Below are 25,555 nucleotides of genomic sequence, written 5' to 3'. Positions count from 1 at the left end.
CTTTCAAAGCTAGTGAGTGACAAAATGCTTAAACTGCCACGCCTTTAGGCGTTGCATAAGCCCCCGCAGGATGGTCATTGGGATCCATTGCGCCAGTCATAATCGCAACCCCTTCAGACATGGTGTGTGTATCCGGTTTAATCACCGCATGGCGCTTGCCCAAGCGATGCACATGAATACGATCAGCAACTTCCCACACATGCGGCATATTGTGGCTAATTAACACTACCGGCATCCCGCGATTACGCACATCTTTAATCAAATCCAACACACGGCGCGATTCTTTCACACCTAAAGCGGCGGTAGGCTCATCCATAATCACCACCTTGCTACCGAAGGCTGCTGCACGTGCTACCGCAACGGCTTGGCGTTGACCACCGGATAATGATTCAACCGGCTGGCGAATCGTCTGAATCGTTAACAAGCCTAATTCCGACAGTTTTTCGCGAGCAATCCGCTCCATTTCTTTATGATCTAGCATCTTAAGCCATTTGCCTAAAAAGCCGGGCTTGCGTAATTCCCGTCCCAAAAACAAGTTATCCGCAATATCCAGCGAAGGCGAAACCGCTAAGTTCTGATAAACCGTTTCAATCCCCGCCATTCGACCATCCATAGGGTTCTTGAAATCGACTTTTTGCCCTGCTAAATACACTTCACCCGTATCCGGCGGTGCAGCTCCGGTGAGCGCTTTAATCAAAGATGATTTACCCGCGCCATTATCACCAATCACAGCCAAGACTTCGCCCGGATACAAATCAAAATCCGAATGATCTAAAGCCGTGACACGACCATAACGTTTAACTAAATTACGCCCTGCTAGAATGGGTTCGAGTTGTGTTGCTGCCATGACTATGCCCTCCGAATCCATTGATCAGTTGCAACAGCAATAATGATCAATAGGCCAATCGCAAATTGCTGCCACAATACCTCAACACCAGCTAAGGCTAGACCATTTCGGAACACACCTACCACTAACGCACCAATCAAAGTACCCATAATCGCACCGCGTCCACCAAACAAACTGGTGCCCCCAATAACGACGGCGGTAATACTATCAAGGTTTTCCAATTGGCCGGCATTCGGACTAACCGAACCCACACGACCGATCGAGGCCCACGCCGCTAAGGCACAAATCAAGCCTGCGACCACATAAACGGACAAGAGAACTTTATTGGTATCAATACCCGCTAACTGTGCTGCTTGTGGATCGTCCCCTGTCGCGTAGATATGCCTTCCCCATGCGGTATATTTGAGCATGTACCACATGAAGACAAAAAGCAGGAGCATGGTCACTGTACCGAGTGTAAGACTAGCACCCCATATTTCGAATTGATAACCAAGGAACTTTAGGAATGGTGCTTGAGCATCGATGTCTTGTGAGCGAATAGACTCGCTCTTGGAATACCAAAGATTCAAGGCTAAAAAGATATTGAGTGTACCTAAGGTAGTAATGAAGGGTGGCAAACGAAATCGTGTAATCAGAAAACCATTAATATAGCCACAAATAAAACCTACCATAAACCCAAGCATAATGGCGAATACAGCGGGCACGCCCCAATGAATCGCCATCCTGCCCATCACGACCGAACTCAATACCATAATCGCGCCGACCGACAAATCAATACCAGCCGTTAAGATCACTAAAGTTTGTGCAACACCGATAATACCGACTACCGTAATCTGTTGCAGAATCAAGGATAAGTTAAATGGGCTTAAGAAGCGTGGTCCAGCGGCTATATAAAAACCCAAGATAGCAATAATCAAAACGAAAGTGGGTGCAGCAGTAGGATAATGGTGTAAAAAACGTTGCAACTTTTCGAGAAAACTTAGTTGTTTCTGTTCAAAGGACGCAACTGGCCCTGTGGCGCGTGCGGCGACGGCCTCAAAATTATCGCTAGCCATGACAGAATCTCCTCACAAAACTGCGGCGCAGTTGTGCTGTTTTGGGGACGTGGAAACTGAGCGGAATAGCCCGCTCAGTCATTTAACAGTATAGGAAAGTTAGTGGGTGTGGTGGCTTAGCCCCAACATTTTTTCAAGCCATCTTCAGATGTCATAGACTTAATACCACCAGCTGGTTTATCAGTAATTAACTCAACACCGGTATTGAAAAAGTCTAAACCCTCGGTATTAGCTGGTTTTTTACCAGATTTAGCGAATTCAGCAATCGCTTCAACCCCCATCGAGGCCATTAACAGTGGGAACTGCATCGAAGTTGCACCAATAACACCTTCTTTGACGTTCTTAACACCTGGGCAACCACCATCCACTGATACAATTAAGACATCCTTATGTTTACCCGCGGCTTTCAATGCCTCATAAGCCCCAGCAGCAGCCGGTTCATTGATGGTGTAAACCAAGTTAATGGCGGGATCCTTCTGCAATAATTTCTCCATTGCAGTACGCCCGCCCTCTTCATTACCATTCGTACTATCACTCCCCACAATACGTGGATCCTCTTCATCGCCCATTTTCTTGGCATCTTTCAGGTCAATCCCAAAGCCTTTTAAGAAGCCTTGATCACGCGCTACATCGACTGAAATTTGATTAGGATTTAAGTCCAATAAGGCAATTTTTGCATCTTTCGCTTTGTCGCCCATGGTTGCAGCCGCCCATTGCCCGATTAACTCGCCCGCTTTGAAATTATCGGTTGCAAAAGTCGCATCCGCAGCTGTAGCTGGCTCTAATGGCGTATCCAAAGCAATCACTAAAATGCCTGCTTTACGTGCCTTTTCAATAGTAGGAACAATCGCACTAGAATCATTAGGGGTAATTAAAATACCTTTTGCGCCCGCAGAAATCAGGTTCTCTACAGCTTGCACTTGGGAGTCATTGTCGCCGTCAATCTTGCCTGCAAAACTTTGCAACTCTAAACCTAATTCTTTAGCTTTGGCTTCTGCGCCCTCTTTCATCTTTACGAAGAAAGGATTGGTATTAGTTTTAGTAATTAAGCCCACGATATCTTTCGCTTGCGCCAGTGCAGGAATCATAAAGCTTGCTGCAACAGCAGCAACGATAGCGGTTTTCTTGAACATAAGTCAGTCTCCTCCAAGGGTGAATTAGGTCGCACACGTGTTAGCTAAAGGGTTCTGCCTCAACACTCTAGCACTTGTATGCTGATAAGCTTAGGTGCTAAATCTGATACTGTCAATAATTAATTCAAATTGATTTATTAATTATTTGCAGCTAGTCTTCAACGTATCAACTTAGTAGGAAGGAGTGGCAAAACATGGCGATTAAACCCGTATCAGCGAGTGGTGGCAGTAATCTCACGGGTATTGCGCAATACAATGAGCGCCTCATCCTGCAACTGATTCGCCGCAGCGGGAATCTCACCAAAGCCGAAATTACACGCCTAACCAATCTGAGTGCACAAACCGCCTCGGTGATTATTAATCGATTGATTGATGAGGCGTTGCTGTATAAGCAAGAACGGCGTTATGAAACGGGCAAAGTCGGACAGCCTGCCGTACCGATTGCGTTAAATCCTGAAGGGGCTTACTCCATCGGCGTAAAAATTGGGCGACGCAGTTTGGATATAGTGCTGATTGATTTTATAGGCACGATTTTAAAGCGCATGACACATGCTTATAGCTATCCTGACCCGAATTTTATTTTTCCCCATATCCATCAGGCCATTGATCAACTCACCCGCGCACTCACCGCTAGGCAATTAACACGTTTAAAAGGTATTGGCGTAGCGGCACCTTATGGATTAGGTGGCTGGCAACAAGAAACCGCAACCCCCAGCAACATTACCCAAAGCTGGAATAGCATCGACATCCGCCACACCATTCAACAAGACCAGCCCTACCCTGTTTGGTTGGTGAATGATGCAACAGCAGCTTGTATTGCTTCACTCGAACTCGGCAATCCCCATAAATTTGATAATTATTTGCACATCTTCGTGGGCACCTTTATCGGTGGTGGATTAATCATGAACCACACGCTTTATACGGGCTGCTTTAATAATGCGGGCGCGATTGGTTCCATGCCTTTACCGGCTGATTATGCGGCTGACCCCCAACGTACTGGCAAAACCGTGCAACTGATTAATTGTGCTTCACTCTATCTCTTGGACAGATCGTTGCAAACCCTAGGCACCAGTACAGAACAAGTCTGGCAACTCCTCCTTAAGGAACGAGCTTTAGACAAGCGTATTGAACAAGTGCTCAGCGCTTGGATTAACCAAAGTGCTCATGCCATTGCCTATGCCATTACGGCCACGATTAGCGTCATCGATTTGGAAGGAGTTATTATTGATGGTTCCTTACCGGCCACAGTAGCACAGCAATTAACCGAAGCCGTACAAGCTGCACTTTTGCATCACAATACCGAAGGGCTAATCCTGCCTAACCTTGTTGCTGGCGACATTGGCAATGATGCTCGCGCGTTAGGTGGGGCTTTTTTGCCCTTTTATACTAACTTTGCCCCTGAGCGAAGTTTATTAATTAGTAGTGCTAGCAATAGCTTCGACCACTTCAATACGGCCTCTATTGTCTAATGAAGCGGAATACCTTGCTAAATTCATGCGTTATTCGCCTGAAAACTTGACGTTTTCACCACAAAATCGACTACAATCTGCGCCGTAGCAAAACTAGGCAAATTTTAATAAATGATGTCCCCAAGACGCAAAGGTATTATCTTAGCAGGTGGCAGTGGTACACGCTTATACCCACTCACGCAAGCGGTTAGCAAACAACTGATGCCGGTTTACGATAAACCAATGATTTACTATCCCTTAACCGTGCTCATGCTAGCAGGAATTCGGGATATTTTAATTATTACCACGCCACATGACGCCCCACAATTTCAACAATTATTAGGTGATGGCACACAGTGGGGTATTAATTTGCAATACGCCGTACAATCTAAACCAGAAGGCTTGGCTCAAGCGTTTTTAATTGGCGCTGATTTCTTAGCTGGTTCATCTTGCACTTTGATTTTGGGTGATAATATTTACTACGGTGAAGGTTTATCCTCACGTTTACAAGCAGCGGCTAAGCAATCAGCAGGTGCAACTGTTTTTGCCTATTTTGTCAAAGATCCTGAGCGTTATGGGGTAGTAGATTTTGATGCGCAAGGCAAGGCGCTAACTATTGAGGAAAAACCTAAAAAACCGCGCTCGTCTTATGCCGTAACGGGTTTATATTTCTACGATCATACAGTGGTTGATGTCGCACGGCAGGTTAAACCCTCCGAACGGGGTGAACTCGAAATCACCACCGTGAATCAACTGTATTTAGAGCAAGGTCAGTTACGCGTGGAAATCCTTAAGCGCGGTACAGCTTGGCTAGATACCGGCACGCACGCGTCTTTATTGGATGCCTCTAATTACATCCGTGTGATCGAGGAGCGCCAGGGTTTAAAGATTGCGTGCCCTGAAGAGGTCGCTTGGCGCATGCATTATATTGATCATGAACAATTATTACGCTTAGCCGAACCACTCAAGAAAAGTGGCTATGGCGAGTATTTAGCAGGGCTATTACCGTGAATGTGATTACTACCGCCTTAGCAGGCGTCGTCATTTTAGAACCACGGGTATTTGGTGATGAACGTGGTTTTTTTATGGAAACGTGGAATCAGAATACCTTTGCTAAACTAGGATTAGACTTGTCTTTCGTACAAGACAATCATAGCCGTTCGCGCCAAGGAATTTTACGTGGCTTGCATTATCAATTACAAAACCCGCAAGGCAAATTGGTTCGTGTTACCCAAGGCAAAGTTTATGATGTAGCAGTCGATATCCGACGCAGCGCAAAAACCTTCGGCCAATGGGTTGGTGTAGAGCTTTCTGCCGAGAACCATCGCCTGTTCTATGTGCCACCCGGCTTTGCACATGGCTTTTATGTGATGAGCGAATCGGCAGATTTTCAATATAAATGCACCGATTTTTATGCGCCTGAACATGAACGTTGTATTCGCTGGGATGATCCAACGCTCAAGATCGATTGGCCGTTGGTCAATAATGAAATGCCGCTGGTATCTGCTAAAGATGCTCAGGGCGCCTTGCTACCCATGGCTGAGGTATTTGCATGACCCCTACTACAGTTTTGCTCACCGGTGCGACCGGACAACTCGGTTATGAGCTAAAACGTTCTTGTCCAGCGCATATTCGCCTCATCGCGACCAGCAATGATCAGCTCGATATTACACGCTTGCACCAAGTCCAAGCGGCCATAACCGAATACAAACCCGATTGCATCATCAATTGCGCCGCCTATACTGCGGTTGATAAAGCTGAAAGCGATCAGGCCGCCGCTTATGCCGTCAATGCTAGTGCAGTACATCAATTGGCGGAAGCCGCTTTGGTGCTCAGCAAAAAACCGCCGCTTATCATTCATATCTCTACGGACTTTGTCTTTGATGGCCAAGCCAGCACACCGTATAGCGTCGATGCTGATACAGCGCCCTTAAGTATCTACGGTGCTAGTAAACTGGCGGGTGAACAAGCTTTAAAAGATTATCCACGGGCGTTGATTGTACGGACATCGTGGCTTTATTCTGCGCATGGCGCGAATTTTGTTAAAACCATGCTGCGCTTAATGAATGAGAAAGATGCACTCAATGTCATCTATGATCAAATAGGTTCACCCACTTGGGCCTATGCGTTGGCTGAAAGCTTGTGGGCCTTACAGGCGGCAAATACTACCGGCATTCTGCATTGTTCTGACAATGGCGTAGCCAGTTGGTACGATTTCGCCCTAGCTATTCAGGATGATGCGTTAACCCTCGGCTTATTGACACGCGAAATTCCGATTAAACCGATTCGCACCAGTCAATACCCGACACCCGCCAAGCGTCCCGCTTATAGTGTGATGGATAAATCATTAACGGAAGAAGCCTTGGGCAAAACCTTGCCTTATTGGCGCGATAGTTTACGTATGATGTTGAATGAATTGAAACAGGCGCAAACCGCATGAGTACTTACCATCCCAAACATGTATTAGTCACTGGTGGCGCTGGCTTCATTGGCACTAACTTTGTTCATTATTGGCTTAAACAATATCCTGAAACACGTGTTATTGTCTTAGACGCTTTGACTTATGCGGGGCGCTATGAAAATCTGCAAAGCTTAGAAAAACAAAGTAACTTCCGTTTTATAAAAGGCGATATTTTAGATCAAGCCCTCGTTGAACAATTATTGCGTGATGAGGCCATTGATACCTTGGTACACTTTGCTGCCGAGTCACATGTTGATCGCTCGATTTATGGGCCTGATGCATTTTTACGTACTAATATTGATGGCACGCATAGCTTATTAAAAGCAGCGAAAGCGGTTTGGTTGAATGGCCAATACCAAGTCCAACACCGTTTTCATCATGTTTCTACGGATGAGGTCTACGGCACACTAAGCGCAACCGATCCTGCGTTTACCGAAACAACGCCCTACGCTCCCAATTCGCCTTATGCGGCTAGTAAAGCAGCCTCCGATCACATTGTGCGGGCTTATCAGCACACCTATGGCTTAAATACAACCACTAGCAATTGCTCAAACAATTATGGCCCTTATCAGTATCCAGAAAAGCTTATTCCATTAGCGATTTCACGCTTATTACAAGGTGAGGCGGTACCGATTTATGGCGATGGTCAACAAGTACGCGACTGGCTCTATGTCGATGATCATAATCGCGGCATTGATCTCATTATTCGCCACGGTAAAGTGGGTGAAACCTATAATATCGGCGGCAATAATGAGCAAACTAATCTTAATCTCATTCATACCTTATGTGCTTTATTGGATGAGCGCTATCCGAACTCGCCGCATGTACCCCACCAACGCTTGATTACTTATGTGACGGATAGACCAGGACATGATCGTCGCTATGCGATTGATAATCGTAAGATTTGTACTGAGTTAGGCTACCAACCGGCGGAAACCTTTCAGTCTGGACTAGGAAAAACCTTAGACTGGTATTTAGCCAATCCAGAATTTTGGCAAGCACAAGGTATTAGTCTATTTGGTCATCATGCGGAGAAAGCTTAATGCCAATTTGTCGGATTTGTTCAAGCGAGGCTGAGCATCCAAGCTTTCGGGTACGTGAAATGATGTTAGGTATGCGCGATGAGCATTTGTATTTTCAGTGCACATCCTGCGGTTGCCTACAAATTACGGAAATACCCGCTCAGCTCGCGGACTACTATCCGACAAATTATTACTCTTATGTTCCACCTAAAACCGATACCGGCTTAAAAAGTCGGCTTATTCAAGCCCGTGATCGTTATGCCGTTAGTGGCAAAGGTCTCGTAGGGCGCTTACTGCAGGCCGTTATGCCGAATGCTAAACTAGCTACTTTGCGCTCACTCACTTTAACACCAGAATCACGTATTTTAGATGTAGGTTGTGGCGCAGGCTTGCTGCTGCACGCTTTACGCGATCTTGGTTTTCACAAGACCTTGGGCATTGATCCTTTCAATACTAACACCATTCGCTACCCTAATGGATTGGTGATTGAAAAGCGCGATATCTTTAGCGAAACCGGTCAATGGGACTTGATTATGTTTAATCATTCCTTCGAGCATCTGGTGGAGCAGCAGCAAACCTTGCAAAAAGCCTTTACGCTGTTAAGTCCTCAGGGTAGCGTCATGTTACGTGTCCCTACCGTATCTTCATACGCGTGGCAACATTACGGGGTAAATTGGGCGCAATTGGATGCACCGCGCCATTTATTCCTGCATTCGGTAGACAGTATTAACAAGCTGGCTGAACAAACCGGTTTCACAGTATACGACTTGCGTTATGATTCAAATGCTTTCCAATTCTGGGGCAGCGAGCAATACGAACAGGATATTCCGTTGCGTGCTGAACGTTCATGGGCGGAAAATCCAGATAAATCCATGTTCAGTGCCGCACAGATTAAAAATTTTGAAAAACGCGCCCGCGAATTAAATGCGCTCAATCAAGGCGACCAAGCCGCGTTTTATTTGAGAAAGGCAAGTTAAGCATGACCATACGCCGCAAAGTTCTAGCCATCTCGTCCCCAGGCGGACATTGGATACAATTAACGCGTATCTGTGCTGGCCTTGAGGCATCACATGACTTGGTTTATGCGATGCCCGACAAACTCTTTAAAGCACAAAAAAATAAAGTTTACTCTGTCCCCGATGTGAGTGCAGACGACAAATGGAAATTGCTCCCCTGCGCTGTAAAAGTAGCCTATATTTTACTCCGCGAACGCCCACAAGTCATTCTATCTACAGGAGCAGCACCGGGTGTTGTTGCTGTTTTTTTGGGTAAATTATTGGGGATTCGTACGATTTGGGTCGATAGTATTGCCAATGTACGAAAAATTTCACGCTCAGGGGAAATGGTGCAAAAGCGCGCCGATATTTTTTTAACGCAATGGGAACATCTGGCACAAAGTAATGAGGTTCGCTATCAAGGATCAGTGTTGTGATCTTTGTGGCAGTGGGAACACAATTTGCTTTTGATCGCTTGGTACGTTGTGTTGATGAATGGGCAGCTATAAATCAAGTGACGGTGCAAGCACAAATTGCAGAAGGTGAATATATTCCGAAACATGCGCAGTGGGAACGCTTTATGACCACTGCGGTGTTTAATCAACACTTGGAAGCTGCTAGCTTAATTGTCTCACATGCGGGCATGGGCAATATCATTACCGCTTTAGAAAAGCGCAAACCTATTATTGTCATGAACCGCCAAAGTGTACTAGGCGAACACCGCAATGATCATCAAAGCGATGGCCTAGAATGGATGTCCCAACTCCCCGGCGTTTTTACCGCACGCAGTTGCGAGGAGTTACGCAGTTTATTAAAACAAGCCAGCACCCTAACCGCCTCTGATGCTGCAACCAGCAATGAACGTCGCGCTCGCTTAATTAGCTTTCTTGATCAGGCCATCCGGTCATGAAACTCAATAATCCATCACTCCTCTGGCAAACCGCATTTTCGACTATTGCACGTTTTGCTGGGGTTGGATTAAATTTTTTAGTCGCCATTATTATTACGCGCAATTTACCCGTCAATGAAGCGGGTATGTTATTTATGCTAATGACTCTAGTCACTGGCGTAGCCTTATTTAGCCGCGTAGGTTTAGAGCAATGGATCGTAAAAGAGGTTGCCAGTCTGCCCGAAGACAATCTAGCAGCCACACAGTTGTATTATCTAAAAAGTGCCTACCGACTACTAGCTATTACTACCTTTATCAGCGCCTTATTATGGTTAATAGCCAGTCCTATTTTCAAGCCTACACTATTTGATAATGAAATTCATTTAAGCCTATTATGGACAGCTGCACTAGGGGTTGTGTTTTTTAATATTGTTATTATTCACTCTGCTTTTTTAAAAGCAACCCATCATATTTCAGAATCATTAATTGTGCAGAATGCACTACCTGCTGTTACTATGCTTATTAGTATAGGGGTATTCTGGCCACTATTTGCTAAACAGCAAAACTATTTATGGATTTACACTATTTCACTCATTTTAGCAGGCCTTATTTCTTGGTATTGGCTGCGTCAATGGCGACCGGTCATTAGCCAAAGTCCTAGCTCACAAGCAATTAAACAGGTTCTCGTAAAGTCTCTTCCTTTGGCGCCTGTTTCCATGTTTGCTTTTTTAATGCTTTGGGCAGACACTCTGATGACAGGCTTACTCCTTAAGAATGAGGATGTAGCCCTTTATAATGTGGCTGCACGTTTATCCTTCGTTAGCGCTTTCTTTTTAGGGGCCCTAGATGCCACTATCTATCCACGCTTATTAAGACTACATAAACAAAATCCAGCAACACTAAAGGCATTTTTCTGGAAGGCTACTTTATTAGTCATAGTTATTCTAAGTGCAGTAACACTCCTTTTGATTATCATTGGCAAACCAATTCTAGCTATATTTAGTGAGACTTATATAAAAGCTTCACTGACTTTAAGCATTTTATTAGTAGCTCAATTAGTTCGCGGTTTTAGTTTGACTTTTTCTTTCATGTTTATTATGCAAGAAAAAGTTAAAATTCTAAATGTTTTATTATTTCTAGCTTTGCTTATTAATATAATAGCTAATTTATTTTTGATCCCTCATTACGGTATAGAAGGCGCAGCAGCGGCAACCCTACTAGCCAACATGGCTTTAACGGGTTCTGTCATTTTATTTTTTACTAAACAGCGATTGCTGCATGAAGCCCTATGATTAGAATTCTGGCTATACTTTTTATTATCTCCATTTTCATACCCGTTGAATTCTATTTCATGATCGGCACAGTACGTATCGAGACTTATCGAATCGTATTAGCATTAGTTATTATTTATGTCATATTCAATCTGAAAGAAGTTTTGGATAGAGCAAATATTACTGACTTATTGTTATTTATCTTAGTTACTATTGCATTTTTTAGCTTTCTCTATAATCACAGTTTGCAAAAAGCCATTCAATCAACGGGCATTTATCTATTAGAAACCCTAGGTGCTTTCTATCTAGCTAGACTTTACATTATTACGCCCCAACGATTCTTTAGAGTTAATATAGCCTTTATCACGATAATTACTTTATTATTAGGCTTCACCATTTATGAGTCTTTGTCACAACACCGAATTTTACATGAGTGGGCTGAAAAAATTACTGGAAATAAGTCTTTAGATTATCGCTTATATACCGACTACTATATTCGAAACGGCATTATGCGAGCAACTAGCCTGTTTGCCCATCCAATTTTATTTGGCACATTGGCTGCCATGTTCACACCCTTTGCCTTAATGCTAATGTGGCGATTTCGTAGGCCCCTCTATATCGTTAATGTCATTGGTCTTGCTATTTCTATGCTGATGACTTTATCTTCTGCCCCATTATTATCCCTAATTTTTCAAGCAATAACCGCTGTATTAGTAAAATTCTGGAATAGTGCGCGACGCTTATGGGTAGGTATATTCTTTGGTGGTTTGGCTAGTGCCATGTTAATTGAACTGCTTTCCAATCGTGGATTTTTCGGAATACTTATTTCTTATCTAACCTTTAACCCCAACACAGGCTATTTCCGCATGCTACAATGGGAAAATAGCATGGATGATATTATTGAACATCCTGTCCTCGGTATCGCTCATAATGATTGGACACGCCCTTACTGGATGGATTGGATGAGCGATAGTATTGATAGTTTTTGGTTATTGGTCACCTTACAATATGGTGTTTTTGCTTTCTTAGTTTTATTTACAGCCTGTATTTATGCAGTCTTTCACGTACTTAACCATATTGATCAACATAGTGATGAAATACGTTGGATGGTAACTTCATGGATATTATCCATGATGTCATTAGTATTAATCGGCTTTACTGTTCATTATTTTGATAAATTACAACCCATGTTTTTCTTTATGCTCGGCGCTTGTGGATGGGAAGTTTATTATCGAGTTACACAAACTTATATCATAGATAATGACTCATCAAATAATATCTCATAGATACATGGAGAGATATTTATGAAACCTCGTTTTGTTAGTCCAAAAGTTTTTCTAGGCATTATTCACTTACGACATAGTATCTTGTGGATATATAACTGGTATTTACGTAAGTTTTACGGCATGAAGCTAGCACCTGACGTGCGTATTTCCTTAAAAGCACGTATGGATAAAACTAATCCAACGCATATTGATATCGAGAGTCAGACATTAATTGCTTTCGATGCGATTATTTTATCTCATGACTACTCCACACAACGTCATGCAGGCAATTATACTACTACTACTAAGATTGGTAAGCGTTGCTTTATAGGCTGTGCGTCTATCATTATGCCTGGCGTGCAGATAGGCGATGAATGTATTATTGCCGCTGGCAGTGTCGTTACTAAAGATGTACCAGCTCATTCTATAGTCGCTGGCAATCCTGCCAAAATTATCCGGAGTGGTATTCATACCTTAGCTTATGGCCGACTCATTCAAGACACTCCTACACAAGCACATCCATGAACGCCCCTACCTTAAGCATTATTTTAGTTTCTTACAATACAGCACCTTATACTATCCGTGCGCTTGAATCTGTTTACAATCAAACCAAAACTAATTTCGAACTTATCGTAGTCGATAATGCCTCAAGTGATGATTCAGTAGCACAGATTAAGCAATATTTTCCACAATCGACATTAATCGAATCTAAGATAAATAAGGGTTTTGCAGGTGGGGTTCAGCTAGGTGCTCAGCTAGCTAAGGGACAGTACTTCCTGCTACTTAATCCAGACACTATTGTATTAAATCAAGCGATTGATCGCTTACTGTTATTTGCTAAGCAATATCCTAATAACGGCATTTGGGGTGGGGTTACTTTAAATAATGATTTATCTATTAACACCCAACATGCTTGGTCCAAGCCCAGTTTTAGAAACTTACTATTCAGCGCTTTTGGTTTAGAAAAAGCATTTAATAAGAGTTGTTTCTTTAATCATTCGAATTATGGTTGTTGGCAGCGTGACTCCATTAAAGAAGTCGATATTTTATCCGGTTGTTTTTTCCTTATTACCCGTGAACTGTGGGATAAACTAGGTGGTTTAGATACTAGCTTCTTCATGTACGCAGAAGAAGCTGATCTTTGTTTAAAAGCTAAAAACCTAGGCTACCAGCCCATTGTTACACCTGAGGCTCGTATTATTCATCACGGTGGCGTCAGTCACTCCCATTTCTCGAGCAAGCAGATAAAGCTGTTAAAAGGAAAAGTTGAGCTTATTAATCGACATATTCCAGCTTGGAAACGGCCTATATATAAATTCCTGTTATATATTTACGTATTCAATAAACATATCTCACACCTGCTACTAAAGCGTGGTAGCGAACAAAGTGTAGAGTGGAAAAAAGTTTTTGATCAGCGCCACCAATGGATGAAAGGGTATTCGTAAATGGCAACTATTATTGTACCCGCACATAATGAAGCTACAGTGATTAGAAAGTGCTTAGATAGCTTAAAAAAACAAGCTGGCGTTGATTGTATTATTGTGGCTTGTAATGGTTGTACTGATAACACAGCCGCTATTGTGCAACAAGAATATCCCGATCTAATTTGCTTAGATATTGCCACACCGTCCAAAGTTAATGCCTTAAATGAAGCCGAAAAGTATATAGTCTCTTGGCCGGTTTTTTATATTGATGCTGACACACAGCTCTCTGAAAATGCCATTCAGATCATTACGCGCGCCATGCAGATTGGCCCATTACTGTTGGCCGCCCCTGAACCTGTGATTGATACGAGCCAATCGTCTTGGTGGGTGAAACAATACTACAGAATCTGGCTATCACTTCCTTATATTCAAGCCGGTGTCGTAGCCACTTGTAGCTTTGTAATCGCTGAACAAGGCCGCAAACGTTTCACTGAATTTCCACCTGTTATTAATGATGATGGTTTTGTACGTTGCCAGTTTAGCCCTCATGAGCGTGGTAATGTGTCTGGCGCAAAAGTCTACATCAATGCACCTCGTACCCTAGCATCACTCATCAAGATAAAAACGCGTGCTCGTCTAGGTAATATGCAGTTAGCCGCTTCTAATCTGTGTACTCGTCCTGATGCTAAACCTTATTCCCGCATTTTGAAGCAAAAGCTCTTTAGTCGTGAATGGTTAGCCGCTGGGGTATATATCGCTATTGCCAGCCTAATCCGCGTGCGAGCATGGCATCAGTACAAGAACTTGAATCAGTACCGATGGGAAGTAGATAAGACTTCACGTCAGTCAAGCTCTACTTAAATTAAACAATTATCGTGAAAATAACGACAGTTGTATTTTTTTTGCGACAAAATTAATAAAATTACGCTATATTTAGTGAGCAAAAGTAGAACTCTTGAGTGTCAGACTAACCGTCTAAAGATTTTTTACTTTAAAAACATGCAAATAAGAGTCGTCCTTACTCTAAGCAATCTCAACTTAGGCAAGGGAAATCTGTTGCTTTTACGCTAACTAAATACAGTGGTGTAATGCCGCATGTTTGACAATAAAGCTTTTGAGCACAGTTCTGGTGCGTGCTAAAGCAATAGACTATGTAGATGGAATACTAATGGCAGATAATAGACTCAGCTCCGAAATCATCTATCGCTGTGCTGACACGGTAATGATTCTTAGCGTTGTTTTAATAGCATTACTCTATACTAGCACTTATAACCTTTCTGGTTACTTAGCAGCAGGTTTAGGCGCTGCCTTGGTTTTTGGTTTAGTTGGCCGATTTACCGACATTTATACCTCTTGGAGCGGCCGTCCATTTTTGCGTGACGAGGCTATGCGCACCGTTGTCACGTGGCTTGCAACATTTTTCATCTTAGTCTTTTTAATTTTTATTTTTAAAAGCTCGACTAAATTTTCACGTATTGTCTTATTGAGCTGGTTGTTTGTAACCCCATTCTTACTACTCTCTAGTCGCTACTTATTACGTGCTGCTTTAGCACACATTAAGCGTTTAGGTATTCGCAATCATCAAATTGCCATTGTCGGTGCGACAGAGGCTGGCATTAAATTTGCGGATTCTTTAGAGCAACAACCTGAATCTGGTTTCCAATTAGCAGGGTTCTATCATATAGATGAAGATGACAAAGCATTAAATCCCTTACCCTCAAAATACAGCTATATTGGCAACACACAAGATGCCTTAGAGGCAGCTCGTAAAGGACTTTGGGATCAACTCTACTTAGCGCTGCCAGCGGATCGCAAAGAATTTACTGCTCGTTTAATTAGTCAGTTTGCTGACTCCTTAAGTCCTGTGCGCCTTATTCCAGATAATTTAACACATTCTTTATTGAATGCGCGTTTTGTGGAAATCGTAGATACACCCGTACTCTGCCTTTATGATGCTCCCTTATCATTAAAAAATACTTTGGTGAAACGGATAGAAGACTTAGTGATTGGATCTATCCTTTTAATGCTTAGTTTACCCGTCATGGCAGTGATTGCCGCTGCGATTAAATTAACGTCACCAGGGCCGATACTATTCAAACAGTCGCGTCATGGATTAAGAGGCGAAACCTTTTCTGTCTGGAAATTCCGCACGATGACTGTGTGTGAAAATGGTGACTCGATCCGCCAAGCAACCCGTAATGACATGCGCGTTACCAAAGTTGGGGCTTTTCTACGCAAAACCTCTTTAGATGAACTGCCTCAATTCTTTAATGTCATACAGGGACATATGTCTATAGTTGGCCCACGCCCCCACGCAGTGGCGCACAACGAAACCTATAAAGAGCTTATTCCAGGATATATGATGCGCCATATGATGAAACCTGGCATTACCGGTTGGGCACAAATCAATGGCTGGCGCGGGGAAACCGATACCTTATACAAGATGCAAAAACGTGTTGAATGCGACATGGAATATATTCGCTCATGGAGCTTATGGTTAGATTTACGCATTATCTTTGTGACCGCATTCAAAACTTTACATGATAAGAATGCTTATTAAGCAAGGTTAGTGCGCTTTTGAAACTCGAGCAAATTACTTTTACCCGTTTTATAGCTGCATTAACGGTTGTGTTCTTTCACTTCGGTACTTTAAATCAGGCTAGTCCTACTACTCACCCTTTTTGGGGATCAGTGATTACGGCCGGCCCAATCGCAGTGAGTTATTTTTTTGCACTGTCTGGCTTTATTATGGCCGTTGCTTACTACGGCAGTACTCGCTCAATAGATGCCAAACAATATTGGGTAGCTCGTTTTGCTCGTATTTACCCCGTGTATTTAGTAGCACTATTATTGGTCTTAGCCTTTGCTATGCTGAAAAAGCAGAGTGTTGGCCTTAGTACCATTGCATTTAATGTATCGATGTTACAGGCTTGGCTGCCCCCTTATGCCATGACTCTAAATACGCCGGGCTGGTCACTCTCCGTTGAAGCCTTTTTTTACTTATGCTTTCCTTTTTTATTAGCCCTGCTCCACCGTCAGTCTAGGCGACAAATGCTACTGATATTCAGTATTGTGCTGTGGTTTAGTACACAATTATTGCAAATTTATTTGGTTCAATCGTCTTATTACACCCACCCATCAGCATTCCATAATTTCATTTTCTATCACCCACTCATGCACATAAGTACTTTTTTATTAGGATTACTCGCTGGTGCTTATTTTTGTGATGGAGCATTTAATCGCTTCCAAGTAGTTTGGAATGGCGTTGCCATTCTCATTTTATTAGGCTTAGTGATTTTTGCCTTAGCCTATCAAGCTAAGTTAAGTGCATGGCTAGGATTCACGGTGCACTACGAAAATGGCTTAATTGCCCCTTTGTTCTTAGCCATTATCATTTTATTAGGGCTCAATACGGGCTGGACACAAAAAGTATTAAACCTGCCTTTGTTGGTACTCTTAGGTGAAGCCAGCTACTCGCTTTATATTTTACAGCGCCCGATCTACGGTATTTATGATCGGCTAATTGGACAGGCCCTACTCAATTCGAACCTACGTTTTTATCTGTTCCTTTTCATATTAGTCGGTATATCAATAGCATCCTTTTATCTGCTAGAAAGCCCATTAAGACGTTTTATCAATCGTTCTTACTTTTTATCTAAAAAAAATGGCTAGTCTTAATCCAAGTGGGCAGACTAAGCGACAATGTATTGAAGTTTGTTAACGTAGCGGTAAAGAACTGCTAGAATCCGTAACCCAATTGTCTCATGAAAAATTAGCCCCAAGAATTTAGGACTATGCCAAACACATATACAACACCGCCTACATCAGCATCCGGCAAAAATCTTTATGTTAATGTGGCTAAACCGCAAGACAATCTGGATTTGCGTGAATTTTGGCGCGTAATAACTCGCTGGAAAAAAACCATACTTGGAACCTTGTTGGGGGCTTTATTGGCATCTCTGCTATTGACCCTGCTGAGTAGCCCAACTTATCGTGCAACCGCTACTTTACAAGTCGAACGCGAAGTTGCCAGAGTAATGAAAGATATCCAAGTAGTCGAAACCGGTGATATCCGTGATACCCGTGACTTCTACCAAACGCAGTTTGAATTAATTAAAAGCTCTAGCTTAATTGAACGAGTAGTTGACCAACTCAAACTTCAACCCGATGTAGTACGTACTTCTTTGTTTAAGCGCGCTCTGAATGCCCTAAACCTTGGAACGGCTAAAGATAAGAAAGCTGAGTTAGTTAATGATATTACTGACAATCTTACTATTGAGCCGATCATGAATTCGCGCTTGGTAAAGATTAATTTTGATGGTTCTAGCCCTGAAAAGGCGGCTGAAGTTGCCAATGCAATTGTTGATACTTTTACCAAAATGAACTTGGAGCGCCGCTTCCAAATTAGTGATAAAACACAAGATTTCTTGCGTACTCAGTTGGAATCCGCCAAAACCAAGCTCCAGGAATCTGAGAAAACTCTGAATCAATACGCGCGTGAGAATGGCATTATCATGCTCGATAATAAGGATACCACCAGCACTTCACATGCTATCGTCAGTCTGTCTGAAGAATTAGTTCGTGCGGAAAGCGAAGTAGTTCTTATCGAAACTGACCCTAAACGCAAGGGTGAACTGAAACAAGCTCGCGAACGTGCTGAAAAATTGCGAGACCTTATTAGCAAGGAAGAAGAGAAAGCGCTTCAATTACAAGACAAATCAAGCACTTATAATACACTAGAACGCGAAGTTGCCACAAATCAAGCCATCTACCAAAGCTTATTGCAGCGTATTAAGGAAATTGACGCGGTTGGTGGTGGCGAGACGAATAACTTGATCGTGATTGACCGCGCTAAACCCCCTCTCCAAAAGTACAAGCCTAATTTGCCGACTAATTTAGCATTTGCAGGTTTATTTGGCTTACTCCTAGGCGTTACCTTAGCTTTTATTAAAGAGTTTTTGGATGATAGCGTGCGTGATGTTGCCAAAGTTGAACAGAATACCCAACTCCCTGTTTTAGGTTTAATACCTGCTAGCCAAGATAATGATGCACGAAAACTAGCACAATTGACCTTGAATGCACCCAAATCGCCGATTGCTGAAGCATTCCGATCGTTACGCACTACCCTACGCTATAGACTAAAGGATGATAATAATTCCAACATTATTTTCATTACCAGCTCGCGCCCTAATGAAGGAAAAACGACCACCGCGATGAATCTCGCCAGCACCTATGCTAATAGCGGTAATCGCGTCTTATTAATTGATGCAGATCTTCGTAACCCCTCTTTACATCAATTGATGGGCGTAAGACCGCAGCGTGGTCTGGTAAGTTACTTATCAGCAGAACATAGTTTGGATGGCGTTATTCAAGCCTCTAATGTACAAAATTTAGATGTGATTCTGGCAGGCAATCCACCGCAATCACCTTCTGAACTATTAGGCAGCCCTAAAATGGAGGCCTTACTCCAAATTGCAGCCCGTAATTATAATATCGTGATTTTGGACGGCCCGCCGGTACTTGGCTTAGCCGATGCGTTAATCTTAGCGTCTTTAGCTAATATGACTATCTTAGTTGTACACGCGGGTCAGACTCGTATGGTCACGGTAACCCACGCGCTCAAACGCCTACGTGAATCAGGAGCGACCATTGCTGGTGTATTACTGAATCAAGTTAAAGATACGGCGCGTTTAGGTTATGGAGAGGATTACTACCACTATCCTAGCCGTAAAAATGCCGCTTAAGCGCTTATGGCGTTAGAAAGCTCCGTTCTCTTAGTTGAAGCCCTATCTAGAACAGGGCTTCATGCCTTATTAGCGGCGTATGGATTAAAACTAGAATGGATTGAACTAGGACAAGAGATTCCGGGGAGCTATTGGGGTGAGGCTGAGGCAGGCATGATTGGCCAGACACTCTATGTTCGTTCTGATACCCCTATCCACTCTGCCCTTCATGAGGCCTGCCATGTGATTTGCATGGACGACGCAAGGCGTTCTGTTTTACACACTGACGCAGGTGGTGACTATGCTGAAGAAGACGCTGTCTGTTATTTACAAATTATTCTCGCTGACCAATTACCTGAGTTTGGGCGTAAACGTGCCTTGATAGACATGGATCGTTGGGGCTATACCTTTCGTCTAGGGTCTGCTAAGCGCTGGTTTGAGGAAGATGCAGAAGATGCACGCCAATGGTTAATTCAGCATAGCTTACTCACAGAAACGAACCAGCCTATTTACCGTTTGCGCGCCTAACACAACAACGGCAGCCTAAGCTGCCGTTTGTGCGTCTATGCAAGATGATTGCGGAAAATTATTTTCCCGGCGAGCTGAGCGATGCCGTACCACGAGCGATACCCATGCTGCCTGAGCGCACCACTTCTATAATCCGAGCTTCACTTAAAGCTTGTAAGAAGCCATCTAACTTGGAACGACTCCCTGTGACTTCAATTGTATAAGTTTTATCACTGACATCAATGATACGTGCACGGAAAATATCTGCTAAGCGCTTTACCTGATCGCACGAACCTTGCTTATGAACATCAACCTTGACCAGCATCATTTCACGTTCAATGTGTGAATATTGATCTAAATCCATCAACTTCACCACATCGACCAACTTATGCAGTTGTTTCATGATTTGCTCGACAATATCGTCATTCCCAATCGTCACCAAGGTTAAGCGCGACAAGGTATTGTCTTCGGTAGGCGCTACGGTAAGCGATTCAATATTGTAGCCACGCGCTGAAAATAAACCAGAAACCCGTGACAGCGCACCTGCTTCATTTTCCATCAAAATGGAAATAACATGCCGTTTTACTGTACTCATGGCTTACACCAGTATCATTTCATTGTGGCCTGCATTGGCAGGAACCATGGGATAAACATTCGCCTCGCGCTTGGTAATAAAATCCATAAACACCAGACGGTTTTTCATGGCCATCGCTTCTTTCAATGCACCCTCCACATCCGAAGGCTTTTGAATGCGCATCCCCACATGACCATACGCTTCAGCCAATTTCACGAAGTCTGGCAAAGCATCCATGTAAGACATCGCATAACGTCGTTCGTAGAAAAACTCTTGCCATTGCCGCACCATGCCCAAATAACCATTATTCAGGGTAATAATCTTGATGGGTAATTGATATTGCATACAGGTGGACAGTTCTTGAATATTCATCTGAATACTGCCGTCACCCGTTACACAAGCTACTGTTGCATCAGGATGAGCGATTTGTACGCCCATGGCTGAAGGCAAACCAAAGCCCATGGTGCCTAGCCCACCCGAATTAATCCAGCGATTCGGTTTATCAAACTGGTAGAACTGGGCGGCCCACATTTGATGCTGACCCACGTCAGAACAAACATAAGCCTCACCACCAGTTACTTCCCACAACTTTTCAATAACATATTGCGCACGAATTTCTTGGTCGTCTTGCTCGTACTTCAAACAATCTGTTTTACGCCATTCATTGATCTGATCCCACCACAGTTTCAAAGCAGCGGGTTCAGGCCGCTCCGTGCGACTACGCAACTCTTCTAATAAATCCTGCAAGACATGCTTCACATCGCCCACAATCGGCACATCAACCTTAATGTTTTTCGAAATGGACGCAGGATCAATATCAACATGAATGACCTTAGCATAAGGGCAGAATTTTTCGATCTTGCCCGTAACACGGTCATCAAAGCGCGCTCCAATGGCAATAATCAAATCGGATTCATGCATCGCCGTATTGGCTTCATATGTGCCATGCATCCCTAACATGCCGATAAATTGCTTATCAGTAGCAGGATAAGCCCCCAAACCCATCAAAGTATTGGTAATGGGAAAGCCGATTTCACGTGTAAATTCGGTTAATAAAGCGGGAGCACCATTCGCTAAAATTACGCCACCGCCGGTATAAAGCACAGGACGCTTAGCTTCGAGCATTAGGTCGATAGCGCGGCGAATCTGACGCTTATTTCCTTTGACGGTAGGATTATACGAACGAATGTGAATGGTCTCTGGGTACGAGAACTCACATTTCGCCGTGGTGATATCCTTAGGAATATCGACTAATACCGGGCCGGGGCGGCCTGTACTGGCGATGTAAAACGCTTTCTTAATGGTGTTTGCTAAATCGTTAACATCGGTCACTAAGAAATTGTGTTTTACACAAGGCCGCGTAATCCCAACAATATCAACCTCTTGGAAAGCATCATTTCCAATCAAATGACGTGGCACTTGTCCGGTGAATACCACTAAAGGCACCGAATCCATATAGGCGTCTGCAATTCCCGTCACCGCATTGGTAGCACCAGGACCTGAAGTCACCAGCGCCACGCCGGGCTTATTGGTTGATTTTGCATAGCCTTCGGCAGCATGTACTGCGGCCTGTTCGTGTCGGACCAGAATATGGTTGACATGCTCGGCTTCTTTGTAGAGCGCGTCATAAATGTATAACACCGCACCACCCGGATAGCCGAAGATGGTATCAACCCCTTCTGCCTTCAGACACTCGACGAATATCTCGGCACCGGTTAGTTCCACACTAAACTCCTGATTAAGGGTTCATAAAGAAAAGAGACGAATCATAATACGAAATGTCGGTCAATACATCACTATTCCGCAAGGCTGGCATAATTTTAAGAAATCCATAGGAGAATCAAGGGCAAACTCATCATCGACAATACGGTTTGTCCCGTGATCATGGCTGCCATCAGGGGTGCATTGCCACCCAATTGGCGTGCCAAAATATAACTGGAGGACGCAGTCGGCAAGGCTGAAAATAAGATCAATACACTACTCGCTAGCGCGTTTAGTCCTAATAGATAGGCCAACGCAGTCGCTATCAAAGGCATAAGACTTAGCTTTAGCATAGCGCTCAGCGCAAAAGCAGTTCCCGTTTGGCGCAAACCCTGAAATTGCAAACCAGCGCCTACGGCCAATAAGCCTAAAGGCAAACCCATGTGCCCCAGTTTTGCTAATAAATCTAACAAAGGGCTGGGTAAACTCCACGGCAATACATTTAAAAAAATGCCGATCATACAGCCCAGAATTAAGGGATTTTTTGCCAACGAACGTGCAATGGCTATCGGGTGAATCATACCTTGGATAAATACAGCAAAAACTAAGATACACAGCACATTAATTACCGGAATCATCACCGCAAAGACCACCGCTGCATAAGTCAAAGCAGGTTTAGGTAATACAGCAGCTAGCGCTAAACCTATGTAGGTATTGAAGCGTACAGACGCTTGAAAAAAGGAGGTCAAATCAGGCGCATTGAGCCGCAATAAGGGTTTAAAAGATAGGCTAAGCAGAGACGCCACTATCGGCAATAAACACGCACCCAGCATCAGAGGCAAGGTGTTATGCCACTCCAATTTAGCTTGCACCAATTGCGAGACTAAGAGGCAAGGAAACAACACATAATAAGTAGCTTTTTCAGCCTGCCCCCAGAACGCATCATTCAGAAACTCGCTACGATGTGCCCAATAACCCAATAATAACAAAGCGAAAACCGGAAAAACTGCACCCAGAATAATAGCCATGAGCCATTAACCCAAAATCAGCCACTTTAACATAGGGCGGTTCTTAGTGCTGTCATCACAGGTAGCTGATACCTTTTTTTAAAACCCACAATCCAAGCAAAGCCGGTAGCCCAAAATTTAGCGCCAAAAAAGGCAATTCACTTTGTAAGGAATAGCCGTGTTGTAGACCAACCGTTAAATGATAAATGCAGTAAGCCAACCAGATAGGGAAAAAAATAAAAATAGCATTACGAATACCTTTATGCCCCGCCGTACCGCGCCCTAGAAAAACAAAAGCACCTAATACCGCTAAGCCAATCAAAATCGTTTGCACCGTGGGGAACATAACCGCTCCTTCGCTATAAGAAAAGTCCATAGCGTCGATAATAGAGGAAGCGCTATGAACTGCCTAGTATGACACCCTGAACACTTTAGCAGTATACTGGTTGACTCTTTAAACGTTGACAGCGCTGTTGAATGCACATACAAACTCGCCCCTTGCCCGATAATTTCGCCGAACTTACTACGCTGCCAGAATCAGCGCTGATTCAGCGTGTCTTGGCAGCGCGTGGCATTTTTCATGCGGATGACTTGCAATATGCTTTAAAACAATTGCAACCGGTGCGTAGTTTGCGGGGCGTCTTGGAGGCAGCGCGTTTACTGGCCGATACGATTGAAGCCAAGCAAACTATCTTAATTGTGGGTGATTATGATGCGGATGGCGCAACGGCTACGGCGGTGACTATTCGTGCCTTGCGTATGATGGGGCACGATGCCCATTTTCTCGTACCTGATCGTTTTAAATATGGTTATGGCCTAACACCAGAAATTGTCGAGTTAGCTAAAGCCTACCAACCGCAGTTGCTAATGACGGTCGATAATGGCGTGTCCAGTATTGAGGGTGTAGAAGCAGCACGGGCTTTGGGCTATAAAACCTTGATTACTGATCATCATCTACCGGGGCAAAAATTACCTAATAGTGACGTGATGGTCAATCCGAATCACCCTGATGACGGCTTTCCATCTAAGCATTTGGCCGGAGTAGGCGTGGTATTTTATGTCATGCTGGCGCTACGCCAAGAGCTGATCAATCGCGGCTACTTCAAAGCACATGATCTGCCTGAGCCCAATCTCACCAGTTTATTAGATTTAGTGGCGTTGGGCACTGTGGCCGATGTCGTGCCACTGGATGCCAATAATCGTATTTTGGTGGAACAAGGCTTGCGTTGTATTCGCTCAAACCGTGGCAAAGCCGGTCTTGTCGCTTTATTAGAAGTGGCAGGACGCTCAACCCAGCGTGTCGTGAGTAGTGATTTTGGTTTTGCTTGCGGCCCACGTCTGAATGCGGCGGGGCGCTTGGCGGATATGTCGGTGGGTATTCGTTGTCTCTTGACGGATGACATGGAGGAAGCTCGGCGCTTGGCGGCACAACTCAATGCGCTCAATAATGAACGCAAGCGTATTGAAGCGGATATGAAAGATGACGCTGAAACCATTATGCAGTCATTAGGTCTCGAGCGCCGCCACAAAACCCTGCCTCCTATTATGTGTATTCATCATCCTGACTGGCACGAAGGCGTAATTGGCATTCTCGCTTCACGCCTCAAGGATCGTTATTACCGCCCAACCCTAGTATTTGCTAATAGCGAAGATGGATTAGTCAAAGGCTCGGGACGCTGTATTGAAGGCTTGCATTTGCGCGATTTAATTGATGAGGTCGCCTCCCAACATCCGGGGCTCATTCTGCGTTTTGGCGGTCATGCTATGGCGGCGGGTTTGACCTTAAAAGCAGAGTCTTTAGATACCTTCAGTGCGGCAATCACACAAGCTGTCGAACGCCAGCTCAGACCAGATACTTTTCAAGAAACTATCTTCACCGATGGCATGCTGGCAGCGGATGAATTTAATTTAATCAATGCCGAGCGATTGCGCGATCTAGCACCTTGGGGACAATGGTTTCCTGAACCTCAATTTGAGGGTGAATTTCAGATTATGCGCCAAACCATACTCAAGGATTTGCACCTAAAAATGGAGTTAATGCCCTTAGGGATACGCTTGCGTCAGACTTTGATTGCTATGGACTTTTTTGCACATTTTGATGAGTGGCCTCCGGTAGGTTCAAGCGTGCGATTGGTTTACAAATTAAGTGTTAATGAATTTCGGGGACAAAAAAGTTTACAATTATTAGTTGAGCATGTAATTAGCTAAATCATGGCAAGCTCTCCCAGACGGC

24 protein-coding genes and 1 pseudogene are annotated in these 25,555 nt (G+C 43.8%); 18 read left to right on the top strand and 7 right to left on the bottom strand.

Annotated elements, in window-relative coordinates; translation table 11 throughout:
• Window positions 1-28: 28 nt before the first annotated feature.
• From A3IE_RS20160 to A3IE_RS0107390, 3 genes are all read right to left on the bottom strand, one after another.
• Complete coding sequence (locus A3IE_RS20160) at window positions 29-847, bottom strand: ATP-binding cassette domain-containing protein (protein WP_020394971.1); 819 nt, start codon at window positions 845-847, stop codon at window positions 29-31.
• Window positions 848-849: 2 nt separating this feature from the next.
• Window positions 850-1,902 (bottom strand): ABC transporter permease, encoded by a 1,053-nt coding sequence (locus A3IE_RS0107395; RefSeq protein ID WP_020394970.1) that lies wholly within the window; start codon window positions 1,900-1,902, stop codon window positions 850-852.
• A gap of 116 nt (window positions 1,903-2,018) precedes the next feature.
• Window positions 2,019-3,035: a sugar ABC transporter substrate-binding protein gene (locus A3IE_RS0107390; RefSeq protein WP_020394969.1), complete on the bottom strand. Its 1,017-nt coding sequence runs from the start codon at window positions 3,033-3,035 to the stop codon at window positions 2,019-2,021.
• A gap of 194 nt (window positions 3,036-3,229) precedes the next feature.
• On the opposite strand from A3IE_RS0107390, the gene A3IE_RS0107385 reads away from it, so the two are divergent.
• From A3IE_RS0107385 to A3IE_RS0107305, 17 genes and pseudogenes are all read left to right on the top strand, one after another.
• Window positions 3,230-4,504 carry an ROK family transcriptional regulator gene (locus A3IE_RS0107385; RefSeq protein ID WP_020394968.1) on the top strand — a complete coding sequence of 425 codons (1,275 nt, stop codon included), beginning with the start codon at window positions 3,230-3,232 and terminating at the stop codon, window positions 4,502-4,504.
• 111 nt (window positions 4,505-4,615) lie between these two features.
• A complete protein-coding gene (rfbA, locus tag A3IE_RS0107380) occupies window positions 4,616-5,494 on the top strand; it encodes a glucose-1-phosphate thymidylyltransferase RfbA (RefSeq protein ID WP_020394967.1) in 879 nt (292 codons plus the stop codon).
• Window positions 5,491-6,039 carry a dTDP-4-dehydrorhamnose 3,5-epimerase gene (gene rfbC / locus A3IE_RS0107375; RefSeq protein WP_020394966.1) on the top strand — a complete coding sequence of 183 codons (549 nt, stop codon included), beginning with the start codon at window positions 5,491-5,493 and terminating at the stop codon, window positions 6,037-6,039. The genes rfbA and rfbC overlap by 4 nt, the downstream gene beginning before the upstream one ends.
• Window positions 6,036-6,923 carry a dTDP-4-dehydrorhamnose reductase gene (rfbD, locus tag A3IE_RS0107370; RefSeq protein WP_020394965.1) on the top strand — a complete coding sequence of 296 codons (888 nt, stop codon included), beginning with the start codon at window positions 6,036-6,038 and terminating at the stop codon, window positions 6,921-6,923. Before rfbC ends, rfbD begins: the two co-directional genes overlap by 4 nt.
• Complete coding sequence (gene rfbB, locus A3IE_RS0107365) at window positions 6,920-7,987, top strand: dTDP-glucose 4,6-dehydratase (protein WP_020394964.1); 1,068 nt, start codon at window positions 6,920-6,922, stop codon at window positions 7,985-7,987. Before rfbD ends, rfbB begins: the two co-directional genes overlap by 4 nt.
• Window positions 7,987-8,943, top strand: coding sequence for a methyltransferase domain-containing protein (locus A3IE_RS0107360; protein ID WP_020394963.1), 957 nt, complete (start codon window positions 7,987-7,989; stop codon window positions 8,941-8,943). Before rfbB ends, A3IE_RS0107360 begins: the two co-directional genes overlap by 1 nt.
• Window positions 8,944-8,945: 2 nt before the next feature.
• Window positions 8,946-9,398 carry a glycosyltransferase family protein gene (locus A3IE_RS0107355; RefSeq protein ID WP_020394962.1) on the top strand — a complete coding sequence of 151 codons (453 nt, stop codon included), beginning with the start codon at window positions 8,946-8,948 and terminating at the stop codon, window positions 9,396-9,398.
• On the top strand, window positions 9,395-9,871 hold the full coding sequence (locus tag A3IE_RS0107350; protein ID WP_020394961.1) for a glycosyltransferase: 477 nt from the start codon (window positions 9,395-9,397) through the stop codon (window positions 9,869-9,871). The genes A3IE_RS0107355 and A3IE_RS0107350 overlap by 4 nt, the downstream gene beginning before the upstream one ends.
• Window positions 9,868-11,142, top strand: a complete 1,275-nt coding sequence (locus A3IE_RS0107345; RefSeq protein WP_020394960.1) for an oligosaccharide flippase family protein — start codon at window positions 9,868-9,870, stop codon at window positions 11,140-11,142. Before A3IE_RS0107350 ends, A3IE_RS0107345 begins: the two co-directional genes overlap by 4 nt.
• Before the next feature lie 59 nt (window positions 11,143-11,201).
• Entirely contained in the window at window positions 11,202-12,407 is a 1,206-nt protein-coding gene (locus A3IE_RS0107340; protein ID WP_020394959.1) for an O-antigen ligase family protein, read from the top strand.
• Between the two features lie 18 nt (window positions 12,408-12,425).
• Window positions 12,426-12,845: pseudogene (locus tag A3IE_RS0107335) on the top strand (acyltransferase); the annotation flags it as partial.
• Window positions 12,846-12,907: 62 nt separating this feature from the next.
• A complete protein-coding gene (locus tag A3IE_RS0107330) occupies window positions 12,908-13,831 on the top strand; it encodes a glycosyltransferase family 2 protein (protein ID WP_020394957.1) in 924 nt (307 codons plus the stop codon).
• Window positions 13,832-14,671 carry a glycosyltransferase gene (locus tag A3IE_RS0107325; RefSeq protein ID WP_020394956.1) on the top strand — a complete coding sequence of 280 codons (840 nt, stop codon included), beginning with the start codon at window positions 13,832-13,834 and terminating at the stop codon, window positions 14,669-14,671. It abuts the gene before it with no gap.
• Window positions 14,672-14,978: 307 nt separating this feature from the next.
• A complete protein-coding gene (locus tag A3IE_RS0107320; protein ID WP_020394955.1) occupies window positions 14,979-16,370 on the top strand; it encodes an undecaprenyl-phosphate glucose phosphotransferase in 1,392 nt (463 codons plus the stop codon).
• 17 nt (window positions 16,371-16,387) lie between these two features.
• A complete protein-coding gene (locus tag A3IE_RS21970; protein WP_020394954.1) occupies window positions 16,388-17,482 on the top strand; it encodes an acyltransferase family protein in 1,095 nt (364 codons plus the stop codon).
• A 122-nt stretch (window positions 17,483-17,604) separates the two neighbouring features.
• Window positions 17,605-19,554, top strand: coding sequence for a GumC family protein (locus A3IE_RS0107310; RefSeq protein ID WP_033406672.1), 1,950 nt, complete (start codon window positions 17,605-17,607; stop codon window positions 19,552-19,554).
• A gap of 6 nt (window positions 19,555-19,560) precedes the next feature.
• The gene (locus A3IE_RS0107305) at window positions 19,561-20,061 is read left to right on the top strand and encodes a hypothetical protein (RefSeq protein WP_020394952.1); all 501 of its coding nucleotides are present in this window, start codon (window positions 19,561-19,563) and stop codon (window positions 20,059-20,061) included.
• Between the two features lie 58 nt (window positions 20,062-20,119).
• Here A3IE_RS0107305 and ilvN read toward each other — a convergent pair whose 3' ends face one another.
• From ilvN to A3IE_RS0107285, 4 genes are all read right to left on the bottom strand, one after another.
• Window positions 20,120-20,635 carry an acetolactate synthase small subunit gene (gene ilvN, locus A3IE_RS0107300; RefSeq protein ID WP_020394951.1) on the bottom strand — a complete coding sequence of 172 codons (516 nt, stop codon included), beginning with the start codon at window positions 20,633-20,635 and terminating at the stop codon, window positions 20,120-20,122.
• 3 nt (window positions 20,636-20,638) lie between these two features.
• Window positions 20,639-22,339, bottom strand: coding sequence for a biosynthetic-type acetolactate synthase large subunit (gene ilvB / locus A3IE_RS0107295; protein WP_020394950.1), 1,701 nt, complete (start codon window positions 22,337-22,339; stop codon window positions 20,639-20,641).
• 95 nt (window positions 22,340-22,434) lie between these two features.
• Window positions 22,435-23,343 carry an AEC family transporter gene (locus A3IE_RS0107290; RefSeq protein WP_020394949.1) on the bottom strand — a complete coding sequence of 303 codons (909 nt, stop codon included), beginning with the start codon at window positions 23,341-23,343 and terminating at the stop codon, window positions 22,435-22,437.
• A gap of 55 nt (window positions 23,344-23,398) precedes the next feature.
• On the bottom strand, window positions 23,399-23,668 hold the full coding sequence (locus tag A3IE_RS0107285; RefSeq protein ID WP_020394948.1) for a hypothetical protein: 270 nt from the start codon (window positions 23,666-23,668) through the stop codon (window positions 23,399-23,401).
• A 131-nt stretch (window positions 23,669-23,799) separates the two neighbouring features.
• Between A3IE_RS0107285 and recJ the strand changes: the two genes are divergently transcribed.
• Window positions 23,800-25,530 carry a single-stranded-DNA-specific exonuclease RecJ gene (gene recJ / locus A3IE_RS0107280; protein WP_020394947.1) on the top strand — a complete coding sequence of 577 codons (1,731 nt, stop codon included), beginning with the start codon at window positions 23,800-23,802 and terminating at the stop codon, window positions 25,528-25,530.
• Window positions 25,531-25,555: the final 25 nt, after the last annotated feature.

The organism is Thiolinea disciformis DSM 14473 (assembly GCF_000371925.1).
Taxonomy (GTDB): Bacteria; Pseudomonadota; Gammaproteobacteria; order Thiotrichales; family Thiotrichaceae; genus Thiolinea; species Thiolinea disciformis.
The sequence above is the reverse complement of the archived record's forward strand: the minus strand, read 5'-3'. Positions and strand labels throughout refer to the sequence as shown.